This window comes from Ramlibacter sp. WS9 (assembly GCF_003797765.1).
GTDB lineage: Bacteria > Pseudomonadota > Gammaproteobacteria > Burkholderiales > Burkholderiaceae_C > Ramlibacter.
On sequence record NZ_RKMB01000039.1, the window covers coordinates 13,216 to 29,648 of the forward strand.

General features: G+C 67.4%; 15 protein-coding genes. 10 read left to right on the forward strand and 5 right to left on the reverse strand.

Translation table 11 applies throughout. The features are described from left to right. Window positions 1-15 precede the first annotated feature (15 nt). Window positions 16-1,470 carry an RNB domain-containing ribonuclease gene (locus tag EEB15_RS30395; RefSeq protein WP_141513731.1) on the forward strand — a complete coding sequence of 485 codons (1,455 nt, stop codon included), beginning with the start codon at window positions 16-18 and terminating at the stop codon, window positions 1,468-1,470. A 16-nt stretch (window positions 1,471-1,486) separates the two neighbouring features. Next, the gene (locus tag EEB15_RS30400) at window positions 1,487-2,158 is read left to right on the forward strand and encodes a nucleotidyltransferase family protein (RefSeq protein WP_141513732.1); all 672 of its coding nucleotides are present in this window, start codon (window positions 1,487-1,489) and stop codon (window positions 2,156-2,158) included. 44 nt (window positions 2,159-2,202) lie between these two features. Here the strand turns inward: EEB15_RS30400 and pyrF are convergent, their stop codons facing one another. Next, window positions 2,203-3,027, reverse strand: a complete 825-nt coding sequence (gene pyrF, locus EEB15_RS30405; RefSeq protein WP_141513733.1) for an orotidine-5'-phosphate decarboxylase — start codon at window positions 3,025-3,027, stop codon at window positions 2,203-2,205. A gap of 151 nt (window positions 3,028-3,178) precedes the next feature. Between pyrF and EEB15_RS30410 the strand changes: the two genes are divergently transcribed. Further along, window positions 3,179-4,078 (forward strand): DMT family transporter, encoded by a 900-nt coding sequence (locus tag EEB15_RS30410; RefSeq protein WP_141513734.1) that lies wholly within the window; start codon window positions 3,179-3,181, stop codon window positions 4,076-4,078. 247 nt (window positions 4,079-4,325) lie between these two features. Next, complete coding sequence (locus EEB15_RS30415; RefSeq protein ID WP_141513735.1) at window positions 4,326-6,218, forward strand: DUF4214 domain-containing protein; 1,893 nt, start codon at window positions 4,326-4,328, stop codon at window positions 6,216-6,218. A gap of 336 nt (window positions 6,219-6,554) precedes the next feature. Here the strand turns inward: EEB15_RS30415 and EEB15_RS30420 are convergent, their stop codons facing one another. Further along, entirely contained in the window at window positions 6,555-7,352 is a 798-nt protein-coding gene (locus tag EEB15_RS30420; protein WP_233259691.1) for a M48 family metallopeptidase, read from the reverse strand. 161 nt (window positions 7,353-7,513) lie between these two features. Between EEB15_RS30420 and EEB15_RS30425 the strand changes: the two genes are divergently transcribed. Together EEB15_RS30425 and EEB15_RS30430 are read left to right on the forward strand one after the other, a co-directional pair. After that, window positions 7,514-7,693: a hypothetical protein gene (locus tag EEB15_RS30425; RefSeq protein ID WP_141513737.1), complete on the forward strand. Its 180-nt coding sequence runs from the start codon at window positions 7,514-7,516 to the stop codon at window positions 7,691-7,693. Window positions 7,694-7,754: 61 nt separating this feature from the next. After that, a complete protein-coding gene (locus EEB15_RS30430; RefSeq protein WP_199236672.1) occupies window positions 7,755-9,356 on the forward strand; it encodes an MFS transporter in 1,602 nt (533 codons plus the stop codon). Window positions 9,357-9,365: 9 nt separating this feature from the next. On the opposite strand, the gene EEB15_RS30435 is transcribed toward EEB15_RS30430, so the two are convergent. Continuing rightward, complete coding sequence (locus tag EEB15_RS30435) at window positions 9,366-10,835, reverse strand: class I adenylate-forming enzyme family protein (protein WP_141513739.1); 1,470 nt, start codon at window positions 10,833-10,835, stop codon at window positions 9,366-9,368. 74 nt (window positions 10,836-10,909) lie between these two features. Here EEB15_RS30435 and EEB15_RS30440 point away from each other — a divergent pair, with 74 nt between their 5' ends. The 3 genes from EEB15_RS30440 to EEB15_RS30450 are packed head-to-tail and all read left to right on the forward strand — an operon-like array spanning window position 10,910 to window position 13,413. After that, the gene (locus tag EEB15_RS30440; protein WP_141513740.1) at window positions 10,910-11,446 is read left to right on the forward strand and encodes a Spy/CpxP family protein refolding chaperone; all 537 of its coding nucleotides are present in this window, start codon (window positions 10,910-10,912) and stop codon (window positions 11,444-11,446) included. A gap of 46 nt (window positions 11,447-11,492) precedes the next feature. After that, entirely contained in the window at window positions 11,493-12,209 is a 717-nt protein-coding gene (locus EEB15_RS30445; protein WP_141513741.1) for a response regulator transcription factor, read from the forward strand. Window positions 12,210-12,231: 22 nt separating this feature from the next. Further along, window positions 12,232-13,413 carry a HAMP domain-containing sensor histidine kinase gene (locus EEB15_RS30450; protein ID WP_141513742.1) on the forward strand — a complete coding sequence of 394 codons (1,182 nt, stop codon included), beginning with the start codon at window positions 12,232-12,234 and terminating at the stop codon, window positions 13,411-13,413. Window positions 13,414-13,680: 267 nt separating this feature from the next. Here the strand turns inward: EEB15_RS30450 and EEB15_RS30455 are convergent, their stop codons facing one another. Beyond that, window positions 13,681-14,295, reverse strand: a complete 615-nt coding sequence (locus EEB15_RS30455) for a carboxymuconolactone decarboxylase family protein (protein WP_141513743.1) — start codon at window positions 14,293-14,295, stop codon at window positions 13,681-13,683. Further along, window positions 14,285-15,496, reverse strand: coding sequence for a YbfB/YjiJ family MFS transporter (locus EEB15_RS30460; protein WP_141513744.1), 1,212 nt, complete (start codon window positions 15,494-15,496; stop codon window positions 14,285-14,287). The genes EEB15_RS30455 and EEB15_RS30460 overlap by 11 nt, the downstream gene beginning before the upstream one ends. A gap of 66 nt (window positions 15,497-15,562) precedes the next feature. Between EEB15_RS30460 and EEB15_RS30465 the strand changes: the two genes are divergently transcribed. Then, window positions 15,563-16,423 carry a LysR family transcriptional regulator gene (locus EEB15_RS30465; protein WP_141513745.1) on the forward strand — a complete coding sequence of 287 codons (861 nt, stop codon included), beginning with the start codon at window positions 15,563-15,565 and terminating at the stop codon, window positions 16,421-16,423. Window positions 16,424-16,433 lie beyond the last annotated feature (10 nt).

The following is a 16,433-nucleotide window of genomic DNA, read 5'->3' on the forward strand; positions in this document are numbered from 1 at the left end:
CGCAAGGCTCTTTCGATGGACCCGATCGACCTGCACCAGATCGCCCTCGAGGCGATGCGCTCGCGCGGACTGCTGCCAGCCTTCATGCCGCAAGCTCTGCAGGAGGCCGAGGCCGCCCGCCGCACAGGACCCGAGCGGCGCGGCGACATCCGCGACCTGCGCCGGCTCACCTGGTTTTCCATCGACAACGACGACACGCGCGACCTCGACCAGCTGAGCGTGGCGCAGGCCCTGCCCGGCGGTGCGGCGCGCCTGCTCGTGGCGGTGGCCGACGTCGATTGCATGGTACGGCCGGGCGGCGCTGTGGATGAGCATGCGGCGGCGAACACCACGTCGGTGTACACCGCGGCCGGCGTGTTCCCCATGCTGCCGGAAGTGCTGTCGACCGATCTCACTTCGCTGCACGAGGGCCAGGAGCGTTTGGCGGTGGTGGTGGACATGCACGTGGAGGCGGACGGTACGGTGTCGTCATCTGAGCTCTACCGCGCGGTCGTGCTCAACCAGGCCAAGCTCACGTATGACGGCGTGTCGGCATGGCTGGATGGCGCAGGGAAGCTGCCGCAGCTGCGCAGCGTCAACGGCCTGGAGGAGCAGCTTCGCCTGCACGATGCGCTGGCCGGACGGCTGCGGGAATGGCGCCAGTCGCGTGGCGCGCTCAACGTGAAGACCACGGCGGCGCGGCCCGTGTTCGAGAACGGACAGCTGGTCGACTTGCGACCCGACGAGAAGAACCGCGCCAAGGACCTGATCGCCGACCTGATGATCGCCACCAACGGAGCGGCGGCAAGATTCCTCGCGGACCAGGGCTTCCCCTCGCTGCGCCGCCTGCTGGAGGTGCCCCGGCGCTGGGATCGCATCGTGGCGCTCGCAGCCGACGCGGGCGTGCAACTGCCCGCCACGGCCGACCCGGTGGCACTCGACCACTTTTTGCAGTCGCGCCGCCGCGCGGACCCTGAAGGCTTTGCCGACCTGTCGCTCAAGATCGTGAAGATGCTGGGTTCCGGCGAGTACGCGGCCGCGCCGCCGGGCTCGCGCGGACTGGGCCACTTCGGGCTGGCGGTGATCGACTACGCACACTCGACGGCGCCGAACCGGCGCTTCCCCGACCTGGTGACGCAGCGACTGATCAAGGCCGCCCTGGCTGGCGACGCGCCGCCCTATTCGGCCGACGCGCTGGCGGAGATCGCGAAGCACTGCACACTGCAGGAAGACAATGCCAGCAAGGTCGAGCGCACCGTGCTCAAGGCGGCGGGCGCGTGGCTGATGCAGGACCGCATCGGCGAGACGTTCGACGCCATCGTCACAGGCGCCGCGCCCAAGGGAACGTTCGTTCGCATCGGCCGCCCGCAACTGGAGGGCCGCGTGGTGCGCGGCTTCGAGGGCCTGGATGTGGGCGACAACCTGCGCGTGCGCCTGGTGTCGGTCGATGCCGCGCGGAGCTTCATCGACTTCGAAGCGGTGAGTCGGTAGTCAAGCTCAGCAGGCCATGACCACGACGAATCGCTTCATCGAAGACATCCTCACCAACCCGCACAACCGCGCCATCTTCGCGCGCTGGGATGCGCTGGCACTGCCCGATGGCTGGCTGGTGGCCGGTTGCCTGTTCCAGACCGTGTGGAACCTGCGCAGCGGCGCGGCGCCCGAAGCACAGATCAAGGACTACGACTTGTTCTACTTCGATGCGCAGGACCTCACGGAAGAGGCCGAGCAGCACGTGCAGGCGCGGGTTGAAGCGGCGCTGGGCGACCTCGGCGTCGTCGTCGTCGTCGAAGCAAAGAACCAGGGGACTTGTTCAAGGCCAAGGCCCGGTCGTACCAAGCGCGTTGGCCGGCCTGCACTGTCATTGCGGACTAGATCTTGCATCTGTGCCTCACCGGTCGGGATCGTGGCGGCGGGGCACTCTGCGCTGCGAATGTCCCCCGTCGCGGCAAGCCGCTCCCTCCTCCTTTATTTCGCTGCGCAGAGCGCCCCACCACCCCGATCCGGGAAGGTTGTTGGTATTCGGCCGTCGCGCGCCAACTCGGTCTCCCATGGATGCCGGGTGGCCGATGCGGCGAAATCAAGGAGGAGGGAGGCCGTAGGCCGACGGGGGACATTCGCTGCATCGGCCACCCGGCGTCCATGGCTCCGCACACAGCGCTGTGCAACGCTTCGATAAAACCAGATTTCGGGCAGCAGTGGGTCGAGCCCACACGACACGGGTCAGCGCTTTGCTGCTTCCAGCAAATCTCTCGTCTTGCGCGCCTCGCGTCGTGCCGCTTGCGCAAACCCGAGACCGTCCGACGCATACAGGATGGACCGCGACGAGCTCACGACGATGGGCGCATCGGCGCGCCAGCCGGCCTTGACCGTTGCCACCGCATCGCCCCCCTGCGCGCCGATGCCGGGGATCAGCAGCGGCACGTGCGGCGCGACCTTGCGCACCGCTTCGATCTCCGCTGGATATGTGGCGCCGACGACCAGGCCCAGCTGGCCGTTGACGTTCCACGGGCCTTGCGCCATGCGCGCGATGTGCTCGTACATGCGCGGCTGCCCTTCCACCGAGGCCAGCCGCTGGTTCTGCAGGTCGTCGCCGCCGGGGTTGGACGTGCGGCACAACAGGAACGCGCCCTTGCCTTCGAACTGAAGGTAGGGCTGAATGGAATCGAAGCCCATGAAGGGCGACAGCGTCACCGCGTCGGCGCCGTAGCGCTCGAACGCTTCCTTGGCATATTGCTCGGCCGTGGAGCCGATGTCGCCGCGCTTGGCGTCCAGGATGACGGGCACGTTGGGCGCGTTGGCGCGGATGTGCGCCATCAGTTTTTCGAGCTGGCCTTCGGCGCGGTGCGCGGCGAAGTAAGCGATCTGCGGCTTGAACGCGATCGCCAGGTCGGCGGTGGCGTCGACGATGGCGGCGCAGAAGTCGAAGATCTTCTCCGGGTCGCCCTTCATGCCCTCGGGAAAGCGCGCGGGCTCCGGGTCCAGGCCCACGCACAGCATGGAGTCGTTGCGCCGCTGGGCGTCCTGCAGCATCTCGATGAAGGTCATCTCAGCCTCCGCAGAGCCGCCTCAAGGCGGGCTGAAGCCCCCTCGGGGGGCAGCGACAGAACGAAGTGACGAGCGTGGGGGTCCATACCTCGATTGTAATGAGCAGGGTTTCACGAGCGCGGTTTCGGTGAAGCGGCCACAATCGGCGGCGATGCAGCGTCTCACCCGCCACCAACTGGTCACCCTCGTCGTCCTCACATTGGTCTGGGGCGTCAACTGGCCGGTGATGAAGCTGGGCGTCACCGACTTTCCGCCCCTCACGTTCCGCGCGCTTTCGATCCTGCTGGGTGTGCCGGTGCTGGCGATCGCGCTCGTCGTGCTCAAGGTGCCCTTCCGTTTGCCGCAGCGGCATTGGCCCGAGCTGGCCAAGCTCACGGTCACCAACATGTTGATCTGGCACGTCTGCATCATCCTGGCCGTTCGTGCGCTTTCGAGCGGACGTGCGGCGATCCTCGGCTACACCATGCCGATCTTTTCGGCGGTGATCGGCGCGATGCTGTTCTCCGCGGTGCTGACGCGGCGCGCGTGGCTGGGCGTCGGCGCGGCGGCGATCGGCGTGGGGCTGCTGCTCTGGCACGAGTTCACCGGGCTCGCAGGCCGTCCGCTCGGCGTGGCGCTGGCCCTGTTCGCAGCCGCCGTGTGGGCGCTGGGCACACAACTGCTGCGGCGTAGCAAGATCGACGTCCCCACGCTCACGCTCTCTTTCTGGATGACGGCGATCACCGGCATCGTGATGGCCGTGTTGGCGACCATCTTCGAACGCGGCCAGTGGTATGTGCCGCCGGCTGCCGTGATGTGGACCATCGCGTACAACGCCGTGCTGATCTTCGGCTATGCGCATGCAGCGTGGTTCTACCTTGCTCGCACCTTGCCGCCGATCGCATCGACGCTCAGCGTGATGTTCATTCCAGTCCTGGGCGTGCTCACCGGCGCGCTCTGGCTGGGCGAAGTCCTGCACTGGCAGGACTGGGCCGCCGTCGTGCTGATGATGGTGGCCATCGGATCGGTACTTCTCCCAGCGAGAACACCCCGCGTTTCAGAGGCGTCGTAGCGCCTTCCGGCGGGCCTGCAACGGGCCCGCGTACATGAAACTCCGCGCCCCGGCGTACATGAATCTACCCATGCGCCGGCGCGGCGCGTAGTGGCTATTCCCCCTGCCATCTAGGCAAGCCCCCTAACCCCCAGCGCAAACGGCTTAGGGGCGATGCGACATATCACCTAAGGCCGCGCGGCCCCCAAAGCTTCTCATCAACCCATGCCTCAACGCATGGTGTTTTGAGGCGCAAGTGGAGCCGAAAATGCAGCTGTTTACCCACCTCGATTCGCACGTCGCAACGGTCAATGCCGTCGATACAGCGCAAGGCTCGGCTCCGGTTTTCGCGTGCAACTGCCTGGCCTGCGGTGCCGGCGGCAACACGGTTCTCGATGCCGGCCAAGGCGGCTTCACTCCGGGTGCAACGGCTTACCCGGTCAGCAGCACGGGCAACGCCGCGGGTGCCGATGCGGCAGCTCTTTTGTCGGGCATGCAGTGGACGGGCCGCGATGCAAGCGGCAAGACCGTCATCACCTACTCTTTCTCCACCGCCGCATCGAGCTTCGATGGTGACTCCGCTCAGTTCTCGTCTTCGCTGCTCGCGTTCTCCGCCGCGGACCAGGCCACCACGCGCGCCATGCTCGGCACCATCTCCGCCGTGTGCAACGTGACCTTCGTCGAAGTCGCCGACAACGGCGCGCAGGCCGGCCAGATCCGCTATGCCTACTCGCAGGGCCCGAACGACATGGGCTTTGCCGGCTACGCGTTCTTCCCGTCCACCGACGCCATCGGCGGCGACGTGTGGATCGGCAAGAACCAGGCGTCGTCGCAGTGGGACTACTACCGCGCCGACCTGATCCTGCACGAGACCCTGCACGCGATCGGCCTGAAGCACCCCTTCGACGGCGGCGTCACCCTCGGCGCCCAGAACGACATCATCGCCAACACCGTCATGAGCTATTCACCGGTGGCCGGCACCAAGAGCGGTTCGCTCTCCGCGTACCCGACCGAGCCGATGGCCCTGGACGTGCAGGCTCTGCAAAACCTGTATGGCGCCGCATCGAACAATGCCGGCGACACGGCCTACAACCTCGCCGACGCGAGCTTCCGCAGCAGCTTCCGCGCGCTGTGGGACTCGGCCGGCATCGATACGCTGGACGCGAGCCGTGTGGGCAGCTCGGTGCTGCTGGACCTGCACGCCGGAGCGCGCAGCGACATCGGCGCCCAGGTCAAGTCCTATGCCTACGCCGGCAACAACACGTGGGACACCAGCGTCTACACCTCGACCCTGGCGCTCACCAACGGCACGCAGATCGAGAACGCCGTGGGCACCGCCTACGCCGACACGCTGCTGGGCAATTCGCTGGACAACATGCTGATCGGCGCCGGTGGCGACGACTGGCTCGACGGCGGCGCGGGCACCGACACCGCCGGCTACAACGGCAGCATCGCCAACTTCAAGATCGAGAAGGTCGGCAACAACATCCAGGTGACGGACCGCCAGAGCGGCCAGGGCACCGACGTGCTGAGCAATGTCGAAAAGGTGCGCTTCCAGGACTTGAGCGTGGACCTGACGGTGCAGGACGCCGCTGCAGCGGTGAGCGGCGCACGCCTGAAGGCGGTCGTCGAGCTGTATGTGGGTTTCTTCAACCGCGTGCCGGACGCCGAAGGCCTGAACTACTGGCTGGGCCAGATGAACCAGGGCATGACCACCGCCAAGGTGGCAGATGCCTTCTACCAGGCCGCGCTGCAGTTTTCCAACCTCACGGGCTATTCGTCCAACATGACGAACGAGGACTTCGTGAAGGTGATCTACAAGAACGTGCTCGGCCGCACCGACCCGGACGCCGAGGGCCTGGCCTACTGGAGCAAATCGCTGGCCGATGGTTCGGAGTCGCGCGGCTCGCTGCTCGAGTCCATCCTCAATTCGGCCCACAGCTTCGAAGGCAACGCCACCTACGGCTGGGTCGCCGACCTGTTGGATAACAAGTACGAAGTGGGCAAGGTGTTCGCCGTGGACATGGGCCTGACCTATAACACCTCGGAACAGTCGATCACCAAAGGCATGCAGATCGCCGCCGCCGTGACGGCCACCGACACCCACGCCGCGCTCGAACTGATCGGCGTCGCCACGCACGACCTGTCGATCGGCTTCTAAAACATCGAAACGCTGCACAGCGACCGTGGGCGGAGCCATGGACGCCGGGTGGCCGATGCTGCGAATGTCCCCCGTCGGCCTCCGGCCTCCCTCCTCCTTGATTTCGCCGCATCGGCTACCCGGCATCCATGGCAGGACCAAGTGCGCGTGCGACCGTTGAACACCAACTACGGCTCCCGGATCGGGGTGGTGGGGCGCTCTGCGCAGCGAAATAAAGGAGGAGGGAGCGGCTTGCCGCGACGGGGGACATTCGCAGCGCAGAGTGCCCCGCCGCCCCGATCCCGCACCGCCATGTCGGTATGGATCTCCCGACGACTCCCGGATTTGCCCGCAGGTTCAGCGTTTGGCCAGCGTCCGCTCGTACAGCGGCATCACCCGCGGCAGGTTCCGCTCGATCTCGGCGATGCGGCTCGTCCCTGACGGGTGCGTCGACAGCCACTCCGGTGGCGCGCCCTTCGCGGCCTGCGCCATCTTCTTCCACAAGGTGACGGCCGCGCGCGGATCGTAGCCGGCGCGCGCCGCGATTTCCATGCCGATGAGATCGGCTTCCGACTCGTCGTTGCGGCCGAATTTCAGCGTCAAGAGGTTGGCGCCGCCGCGCGCCAGCAGATCGGTGACGTTGGGATCGACGCCGAAGATGCTGGCCAGCACCGCGCCGCCGATGCGCGCGCCGACCTGCGTCGCGGTGTTCTTGGCCATGCGCTCGCGGGCGTGCTCCCGCAGTGCATGCGCCATCTCGTGGCCCACGACCATCGCCACCTCGTCGTCGGTCAACTGCAGCTTGTCGAGGATGCCGGTGAACACCGCGATCTTGCCGCCCGGCATGCAGAACGCATTGATCGCGCTCGCGCCGATCACGTTCACTTCCCACTTCCAGTTTTTCGCGCGCGGGTTCCACACGACCGCCGAGGGGATCAGGCGCTGGCTGATGGCGCGCACGCGCTTGAGCTGCGGATGGTCCGGCCCGGCCAGCATCCTCTTGGCGGCGGCCTGCTGCAGAAGCTGGCGGTACTGCTGCTGGGCCGCGCCCTCCACTTTCTCGGCCGGCACCAACCCCGCCATGCGCGATTGCTCGCCCACATCGACGCCTTCGCGCGCCGGCTCTTCCTTCTTGCTCCACTGCGCGCCCGCCATCGGCGCGATGCCGACGGCGACGCCGATCACCAAAACGCGCGCGGCCCTGCGCAGCACTTGTGCACCAGGCAGCGAGTCAATGCATCTGGGAAAGAACACGGTGCGCGAATCCATCGGTGAAACCTCGTGGGTGGGCGTGGGCCAGCGCTTATTATTCCCGCATGAGCCAAAAGCCTTCTGTCAGCCAGGAACTCCTGCCGCCGTGGGGGGCCACCTTGAGGGTCTACCTCGAGCCCGCCACGCTGCGCATGCTGTTCCTGGGCTTCTCCGCCGGCCTGCCGCTGCCGCTCGTGCCCTTGGCCGTTCCCAGGGCCGGATTCACGCGGAGGCATCATGTCTGACGCGGTGGATGAAGGCCAAAGGGGCGGGCTGCGCGATTTCCTGCAGCGGCGCGTGCTGATCATGCTCGCGCTGGGCTTCTCCGCCGGGCTGCCGAACCTCCTCATCTTCGACACGCTCTCGGCCTGGCTGCGCGACGGCGGCGTCTCGCTCGCGGTCATCGGTTTTTTCAGCCTTGCCACGCTGGCCTACTCGGCGAAGTTTCTCTGGGCGCCGCTGGTCGACCGCACGCGCATTCCGGTCTTGACGAGTTGGCTCGGCCACCGCCGCTCCTGGATGCTCGTGGCGCAGCTCGTGGTCATGCTCGGCCTGTGGCTCATTTCGGGCCAGGACCCCGCGAAGAGTCTCGGCACCATGGCGGCCGTTGCCGTGTTCGTCGGCTTTGCCGGCGCGACCCAGGACATCGTCATCGACGCCTGGCGCATCGAGGCCGCCGAAGCGCGCCAGCAGGGGATCATGGCGGCCGCGTATCAATGGGGCTACCGCATCGCGATGATTGTCGCCGGCGCGGTGCCGCTAGCACTGGCCGAGATCTACAACTGGAGCCTTTCCTACGCCGTCATGGCAACGCTGATGGCGGTTGGCATCGCCGCCGCGCTGTTCGCGCCGCGCGAAAGCGCGCACACCGTCCGGCCGATCCATGCGGAAGGCGTCCCGGCACGCCCGGCGGTCGAAGCGGTGGAGTGGACCGTGCGCGCCGCGCTGCTGGTTTTTGGCGGCCTGGTCGCGGGCGCGGGGCTGGCGGGCGATCCGTCACCGCTCGCGCTGGTGTTCGGTCGCGACGTGCTCGGCCTCGCGCCGTTCTGGAAGGGCACACCCTGGAGCATCTTCCTGCAGGTCGGTGCGGTCGCGCTCGGCTTGTCGGTCATCGCGCTGGCGTGCTCGCCGGTCCCCGGTTTACGCACGCGGCCGGGGCTCTACCTGGGCGCCAGCTTCGGCGCGCCGCTGAAGGACTTCTTCCAGCGTTATGCCGGCACCGCCGCCCTCATCCTCGCATTGATCTGCATGTACCGGGTTTCGGACTTCGTGCTGAACATCATGAATCCGTTCTACCTGGATCTGGGCTTCACGAAGGTGGAGATTGCCGAGGTGCGCAAGGTGTTCGGGGTCGCTGCATCGATGCTGGGAGTCTTCCTGGGCGGCTGGGCGGTCGTGAAACTCGGCCTGATGCGCGCGCTGGTCATCGGCGCCTTCGCGGGTGCGATCTCCAATCTCATCTACATCGCGCTCGCGATGGTCGGCCACTCCATGCCGGCATTGTTCATGGCCATCGGCATCGACAACGTCGCGGGCGGCTTCGCCGGCACCTGCCTCATCGCCTACATGTCGAGCCTCACCTCGAGCGGCTTCACTGCGACCCAGTACGCGCTGTTTTCCTCGCTCTACGCGTTGCCCGGAAAACTGATCGCATCGCAGTCCGGCCGCATCATCGAGGGCGCGGCGAGGTCGGCAAGCGACGGTGGCGCCTTTGCCGCGCTCAACATCCTGATCGGCAGCGTCACGCCGGAGTCCTACGTCACTGGCGCGAAGACGGCGCAGGTGGCGCCTGCCGCGCTCGGCGCGGGCTATGTCGTCTTCTTCATCTATTCGGCTCTGATCGGCGTCGCGGCGATCGTGCTGACCTTCATCGTCGCGGCGCGAACGCCCACGCCTCCTCGTACCTGAGCGGATTTTCTAGCGGAACCGATCCTCCAGCGCTCCGCGCTGGATCTTCCCCAGCGCCGTCTTCGGCAGAAGGTCCATGAAGAACCAGCGGCGCGGCAGCTTGAACCGCGCGAGGCGTCCCGCGAGGTGGGCCTTCAACTCCCGTTCGGTGGCGGCGAGCCCCGGTTGGCACACCACGGCCACAGCTACCACCTCCCCCCATTCCGCATCGGGCAGCCCGAACGCGGCGCATTCGGCCACGGTGGGATGCTCGGCCAAAATCGCCTCGATCTCGGCTGGATGGATGTTCTCGCCGCCCGAGATGATCAGGTCCTTGGCGCGGCCGACCACGGTATAGCTGCCATCGGCGGCTTGTGTGGCCAGGTCGCCGGTGTGGAACCAGCCTTGCGCGTCGCAGGCCGGCTGGTCGGGCCAGTAGCGCGCAACCACATTGGGCCCGCGGATCAGGAGCTCGCCGGTGCCGTCCTTCACTTCATGCAGCCGCACTTCCACGCCGGGCGCGGGCCAGCCGCTGGAGCCCACATGATCCATCGCGTGCGCCAGCGGCAACGCGATGGAAAACGGACCGGTCTCGGTCGCGCCATACACATTGCACACGGGCAGGCCACGCGCGTGAAAAGCCTGGACGAGCGGCTGCGGGATCAGGCTCGACCCGGCCCACACGGCACGCAGGCTGGCAAGATCGGCCTGCGCCCAGCGTGGGTGCTCGAGCAAAGCCTTCATCGTGGCGGGCACCTGCAGCGTGAGCGTAGCCCGCTCCTGCTCGAAGCAATCGAATGCCGCATCAGCGTTGAAACGCGGATGCAGGATGACCTGCGCGCCCGCGTACAGCGCCGGCAGCGTCTGGATGCACAGCCCGCCGACGTGAAACAGCGGCAGCATGGTCGCCACGAGATCTTGCGGCGTGATCAGCTGCACGCCGCAAGCGATCTGCATGTTGGCCAGCAAGTTGGCCTGGGTGTGCACCGCTGCTTTGGGCCGGCTGGTGGTTCCCGAGGTGTAGACGAGCAGCACGGGCGACGACGCATCGCCGCCGGCGGGCGCCTGCGCGAAATCGCCCTCTTGCCCCAGCGTGTCCACCGCATGGACAGCCACGCCCGCGCGTGCACCGAGCTGCCGCGCCGCGTCGCCCCAGCCCTCGTCGTGCACCAGGTGCGCGGGCCCGCATTCGGCCAACTGCACGTCCCATTCGGCCGGCGCGAGCCGGAAGTTGAGCGGCAGCAGCAGCGCACCGATGCGCGCCAGTGCAAAAAGCAGCTCGATCTGCCCCGGATGATTGGCCCCCAGCCAGGCGACGCGGTCGCCGGCGCGCACACCCCAGCCGTGCCACAGCTGCGCCGCAAGGCGCTCGCTGCGAGCCGTGATTTCGCCGTAAGTCACGGCTGTACCTTCGTAGGACAGGGCCACAGCCCCGGGCCGCGAGAGCGCGTGCGCGTCGAGCGCAGCCGCCAGTGGGGAAGGCAATGAAGGCACAGCCATTTACCTAACTTTACCGCCCCTTCAACCGCGCGCGTTGGCCGGCGCCCAAGATCGCATGCTCTCTGGAGAACAGCATGACGAATCCTGCCGACCAACCTGACAATCGCCCCGCCGAAGATTCCGCCCCGCTGGCCAAGAGCAGCCGCCGCCGCTGGTTCGCGGGCCTGGCCGCCGTGGGCGGTGCCGGCGCGCTCGGCTTGCTCGGTGCCAACGCGCAGGCGCATGGCTGGGGACGCGACGGCCGCGGGGACCCGGAGGCGATGAAGCGTCGCATGGAGCGGCGCATCTCGCGCCTGGTGGAATACGTGGGCGGCACGGCGCAGCAAAAGGAGCGCATCGTGGCGATTGCCACTGCCGCGCTGGCCGAGCTGCAACCGCTGCGCGAGCAGACCCGTGCGGCCCGGCGGCGTGGAATGGAACTGCTGGCCGCGCCTGTCATCGACCGCCGGGCTCTGGAACAGGTGCGCGTGGCGCAGATGCAGGCGGCGGACGCCCGAAGCCGACGATTGGTCCAGGCCATGGCCGACGCTGCCGAGGTGCTCACGCCCGAGCAGCGTGCCAAGGCCGCCGAACGCCTGAAGCAGCGCATGGAACGCGGGCGCCGTGGCTGACGCCGGAACACCCCACCGACAGCACTGAAAGTCTTACCATCTGCCCATGCAACAACTGTTGATGATCGAGGACGATGCCCGGCTGGCGCAGATGGTCGGCGAATACCTGGAGCGTTCGGGCTTTGGCGTAACGCACGCCATCGACGCCAAAGCCGGCCTTGCGCTGCTGCAGGACCCGCCCGCCGGCGCCGCGCCCGAGCTGGTGATCCTGGACCTGATGCTGCCCGACATGGATGGCCTGGAAGTGTGCCGGCGCGTGCGGGCATTGCCCGGCGAGGCGGGCCACGTGCCGGTGCTGATGCTCACCGCCAAAGGCGACCCGATGGACCGCATCGTCGGGCTGGAGCTGGGCGCCGACGACTACCTGCCCAAGCCTTTCGAGCCGCGCGAGCTGCTGGCGCGCATCCGCGCCATCTTGCGGCGGCGCAGCGAAGGCGGTGCGCAGCCGGCCGCCAAGCTGCTTCGCTTCGGCACGCTGGAAATCGACCGCGACGCCCGCACCGTGAATGTCGGCGGCAAGCCCGCCGAGCTCACCTCTTACCAGTTCGACCTGCTGATCACGCTGGCCGAACGCGCTGGCCGCGTGCTCACGCGCGACCAGATCATGGAAGCCGTGCGCGGCCGCGAGCTGGAGGCCTTCGACCGTTCGATCGACGTGCACATGGGCCGCATCCGCGCCACGATCGAGGCCGACCCGAAGAACCCCAAACGCATTCTCACCGTGCGCGGCGTGGGTTACGTCTTCGCCAAACAGCAAGACTGAACTTCCTCACTGACATCCGCAGATGACACCCTGGCGGGCGGGCTTCCGTTTTCCTCTTTACTTGCGCATCTGGCTCGCAGTGGTCGTCGCCGTGGCCGTGCTGACTTTTGCCTTCGGCTGGCTCTGGCGCGTGTCGAACGAGCAGGTGCCCGAGCGCGAGGTGATCATTCGCAACGAAGCCGGCGATGTGCTGGGTCAGGACAAGACACGCCCCGTGCGCGACCCGACGCGCGGCCTGGAGTTCCAGGTGGAAATGAAGGACGGCAGCACGCTGGTCGTGCAACTGCCTCCGCGCCGACGGTCGCCGGGCGAACCGCCTTCGGGCCGCAGCTGGACGCGCGGGCCTGGCGGGCTGCTCTGGATGCTGGCCATCGTCGCGCTGGCCGTGGCCATCGGCAGCTACCCGATCATCCGGCGGCTCACGCAGCGGCTGGACGATCTGCGCGTGGGCGTGGAGCGCTGGGGCGAGGGCGACCTGTCCGTTCGCATCAAGGAGTCGGGCTCGGACGAGCTCGCTTTCCTGGCGCAGCGCTTCAACCATTCGGCCGAGCGCGTCGAGACTTTGCTCAAGTCGCACAAGTCGCTGCTGGCCAACGCCTCGCACGAATTGCGTTCGCCACTCGCGCGCATCCGCATGGGCGTCGAGCTGATGGAGCCGCAGACGTCGCCGGCGTTCCAGAACGAGATCCGGCGCAACATCGCCGAGCTGGATCAACTGATCGACGAGATCCTGCTGGCCAGCCGCCTGGATGCGAAGGAATCCGACATCGGCACGATGGAGTCGGTCGACCTCACCGGTCTGGCAGCCGAAGAATGCGCGCGGGCCGGCGCCGAGCTGGTGCCCAGCACCGACGAGCGCCCGCTCGTCGTGCCGGGGGTGGTGAAACTGCTGAGGCGCGCGATGCGCAACCTGTTGGAAAACGCACGGCGCTACAGCGACGGGCCGGTGACGGTGGAACTGACACGCGAAGGCCGCAATGCCGTCGTGCGCGTGCGCGACCGTGGCCCCGGCGTGCCGCCTTCAGAACGCGAGCGGATCTTCGAGCCGTTCTACCGGCTCGCCGGCGCCAGCGAACGGTTCGGCGGCGTGGGCCTGGGGCTCGCCCTGGTGCGCTCGATCACGCAGCGCCATCACGGGTCGGTGCATTGCGAAGACCAGGCCGGTGGCGGGGCGTGCTTCGTGCTGCGCGTTCCATGTGACTAGATGTTATGCGAGGTAACAGAGTCCGCGAATGGCCTCTGACTGTGAGAAATGTCACTGTGTTTGGCCCTTGAAGGGGCCGTTTTCACGGTCTTCTCCCCTAATTGGGGGATGTCATTTAGCGCGGCTGCACTTAAAGTCGTGTCAACGCTGTCACGCAACTCCACGAAGAACCCACGGAACAGTTATCAGTCTCCCAACGACGTCCTTTCAAGGACTTTATACGGCCACCGCAAGGTGGCCGTTTTTTTGCCTGTGCACGACAGCGCGTCAGAGCGGAAAGGCTTGCAGGGGCGCGCCTTGCGCAGTGGCTTGCGCCGGCGTATGGGCCACGTTCATCAGCCACGACACCATGACGAAGTAGCCCACCAGCGTCGCCAGCTCGACCACGCCCTGTTCGCCGAAGGCGCCGAGCGCCGCGTTGTAGGTCGGCTCGCTGGTGCCGTGCGTGTGGAGCAGCTCGGTCGCGAAGTCCAGCGCGGCTTCCTCATCGGCCGCCAGACCCTTCGGCCGCGCGCCGGCCCGCAACGCCTCGATGGCCGATTCCGGCACGCCGGCCTTCACGGCCAGCGGCGCGTGCATCAGCCATTCGAACTGGTTGGTCACATGGCGCGCGGCGACGCAGGTGGCGAATTCACGGATGCGCGCATCGAGCACGCTTTCGAAGCGAAGGTACTCGCCGACTTTCGCGACCCGGTCCAGCAACTGCGGGCTGCGGAGCAGCGGAAGGAAAGGACCATAGACGCCTTTGCGCGGCCCGGCGATCAAAGCGTCGGCGGCTTCTCGCTGCGCCGGGTTCATGTCGCTCGGCGCGGGCATCGGAAGGCGCTCGCGCCATGGTTCGGTAGAGCCTTGGCGGGCGCCTTGGAGAGTGTCATGGGGCATGGGGAACCTCCTGGAGTCGTTGGGATGTATGGGCTTCGCGCCACAGCCAGGCGGCGCTCACGAGCAATGATGCGCCGCCGGCTTGCAGCGCCAGGTTGAGGCCGTTTGCGCTGCCGTCGGGCAGATGGAGAAGCAGTGACGAGGCGACGGGCCCGGCGATCTGGCCGAGTGCGAACGCCGCCGTCATGCGGCCGACGAGCGCCGTCGGGTCGCCCACGGCCCGCGCCCGGATCTCCTGCACGCCCGCCATGGTGATGACCATGAAAGTGCCGCCCACCAGCAGCGCGGACAGCGCGATGGTCCACCCATTGGGCCAAAGGCTGGGCAGCAGCACGCCCGCACCCATGAGCACATGCGCGATGGCCCATACCTGCAGCCGCGACGCATGGCGCATGCACCACGCGGCCATGAAGGTGGAGAGTGCGGCCATCAGGCCGAACACCGGCCACGCGAGGCCGAAGAGGCGCGGGTCCTCCACCACCGAACGGGCCAGCACCGGCAGGAAGGTGGCCGGCAGGATGTAGCCGAAGCCCAGCACGCCGTAGCAGATGACCAGGCCGGTGGTGCGGGGTGGCACGGCGGCCGCGCGGACCACGCTGGCAGCAGCGGGCTGCGACAGGTTGTTCAACTTGCCAAGCACCCACAAGACGGGCGCCATGAGGACCAGTGCCAGCAGCCCCAACTGCAGCCACAGCGACATCGGGGATGCGTTCGCGCTGCCGCCGGCCAGGCAGTACAACCCGGCGATGGCGATCCCCGCGCCGACGCCGGCGTAGACTCCGCCGCTCCACGAGGGCCGCTGCGCCCGGGCCAGCGCGCCAAGGCACCACACGCTGGTGGCGACAAACGCCCACGCGCTGCAGATGCCCGCCGCCAGCCGCAGCGCGGCCCACAGCCACGGCGAAACCGGCAGCGCCATGGCGGCGGTGAGCGCGGCCGTGAGCACCAACGCCGCAGCGCCGAGCCGGCCGGGGCTGAGTGGAACACGCGAGGCCGTCAGCGCGCCCAGCAGGTAGCCCGCGTAGTTGGCCGATGCGAGCCAGCCGCCCGATGCGACGTCGAGCTGACCCGCACCGATCATCAGCGGCAGCATGGGCGTGAAGGCGAAACGGCCGATGCCCATCGCCACCGCCAGCGAGAGCGCGCCTGCGAGCGCCACCACCAAGGGTGCCACGCCTGTACGAGTTTCCGCATTTGCCATGGCTTTGGATTAGACCGAGAATCGTCACAGCCCACAAATGAATTATTCTGAGCAATCATTCTGTTTATGAGAATCATCGACCTGGACTCGCTGGAGATCTTCCGCACCGTGGTGCAGGAAGGCGGCATCATCCGCGCCGCCAATAAGCTCAACCGCGTGCAGTCCAACGTCACCACGCGCATCAAGCAGTTGGAGGAGCGCCTCGGCCTCTCGCTGTTCCGCCGGCAGGGGCGTTCGCTGGTGCTGTCGCCCGAAGGCGAGCTGCTGCTCTCATACGCGCAGCGGCTGTTCCGCCTGGCCGACGAAGCCGAGAACGAGCTGCGCAGCGGCAAGCCGATGGGCGTCTTTCGCATCGGCTCGCTGGAGAGCACGGCCGGCAGCCGGCTTGCGCCCATCCTCTCGCGCTTCCACAAGCTTTACCCGGGCGTGGTGGTGGAACTGGTCACCGGCACCACCGGCGCGCTGATCCAGCGGGTTACCCATTTCGAGATCGAAGCCGCGTTCGTGTCAGAGCCTTTCACTGCGCCGGGGCTCGAGAAACTGAAGGTGTTCGAGGAAGAGCTGGTGCTCATCACGTCCAAGGAATGGGACGCCGTGACGAAGCCCTCGCAGCTCTCGGGCGCCACGCTGATCGCGTTCTTCAACGGCTGCTCATACAGGAAGCGCGCCGAAGAGTGGCTGGGCGGTTCGGGCGTGATGCCGGCGCGCACGCTGGAGTTCGCTTCCTACCAGGCCATGATTGCCTGCGTGGCGGCAGGCACGGGCTTCGCGCTGGTGCCGCGCTCGCTGCTGGTGGCGCTGAAGGCAGCGAGCGACGTGAAGCAGCACGAAATGCCCGCGAAGATCCGGCGCAACCACACGCACCTGATCTGGAACGGCACGCCTTCGACGGCGCTGGCGCGCTTGACGGCCCTGGTGGCCGGCTAGGCGTCTGGGC

What these genes read in the sequence shown, in the direction of transcription:
- EEB15_RS30465 (WP_141513745.1), top strand. Translation starts at nt 15,563, where the DNA reads ATGAGAATCATCGACCTGGACTCGCTGGAGATCTTCCGCACCGTGGTG.
- EEB15_RS30425 (WP_141513737.1), top strand. Translation starts at nt 7,514, where the DNA reads ATGAGCCAAAAGCCTTCTGTCAGCCAGGAACTCCTGCCGCCGTGGGGG.
- EEB15_RS30440 (WP_141513740.1), top strand. Translation starts at nt 10,910, where the DNA reads ATGACGAATCCTGCCGACCAACCTGACAATCGCCCCGCCGAAGATTCC.
- EEB15_RS30400 (WP_141513732.1), top strand. Translation starts at nt 1,487, where the DNA reads ATGACCACGACGAATCGCTTCATCGAAGACATCCTCACCAACCCGCAC.
- EEB15_RS30420 (WP_233259691.1), bottom strand. Translation starts at nt 7,352, where the DNA reads ATGGCGGGCGCGCAGTGGAGCAAGAAGGAAGAGCCGGCGCGCGAAGGC.
- EEB15_RS30445 (WP_141513741.1), top strand. Translation starts at nt 11,493, where the DNA reads ATGCAACAACTGTTGATGATCGAGGACGATGCCCGGCTGGCGCAGATG.
- EEB15_RS30450 (WP_141513742.1), top strand. Translation starts at nt 12,232, where the DNA reads ATGACACCCTGGCGGGCGGGCTTCCGTTTTCCTCTTTACTTGCGCATC.
- EEB15_RS30455 (WP_141513743.1), bottom strand. Translation starts at nt 14,295, where the DNA reads ATGCCCCATGACACTCTCCAAGGCGCCCGCCAAGGCTCTACCGAACCA.
- EEB15_RS30410 (WP_141513734.1), top strand. Translation starts at nt 3,179, where the DNA reads ATGCAGCGTCTCACCCGCCACCAACTGGTCACCCTCGTCGTCCTCACA.
- EEB15_RS30430 (WP_199236672.1), top strand. Translation starts at nt 7,755, where the DNA reads ATGCTCGCGCTGGGCTTCTCCGCCGGGCTGCCGAACCTCCTCATCTTC.
- EEB15_RS30435 (WP_141513739.1), bottom strand. Translation starts at nt 10,835, where the DNA reads ATGGCTGTGCCTTCATTGCCTTCCCCACTGGCGGCTGCGCTCGACGCG.
- EEB15_RS30460 (WP_141513744.1), bottom strand. Translation starts at nt 15,496, where the DNA reads ATGGCAAATGCGGAAACTCGTACAGGCGTGGCACCCTTGGTGGTGGCG.
- EEB15_RS30395 (WP_141513731.1), top strand. Translation starts at nt 16, where the DNA reads ATGGACCCGATCGACCTGCACCAGATCGCCCTCGAGGCGATGCGCTCG.
- pyrF (WP_141513733.1), bottom strand. Translation starts at nt 3,027, where the DNA reads ATGACCTTCATCGAGATGCTGCAGGACGCCCAGCGGCGCAACGACTCC.
- EEB15_RS30415 (WP_141513735.1), top strand. Translation starts at nt 4,326, where the DNA reads ATGCAGCTGTTTACCCACCTCGATTCGCACGTCGCAACGGTCAATGCC.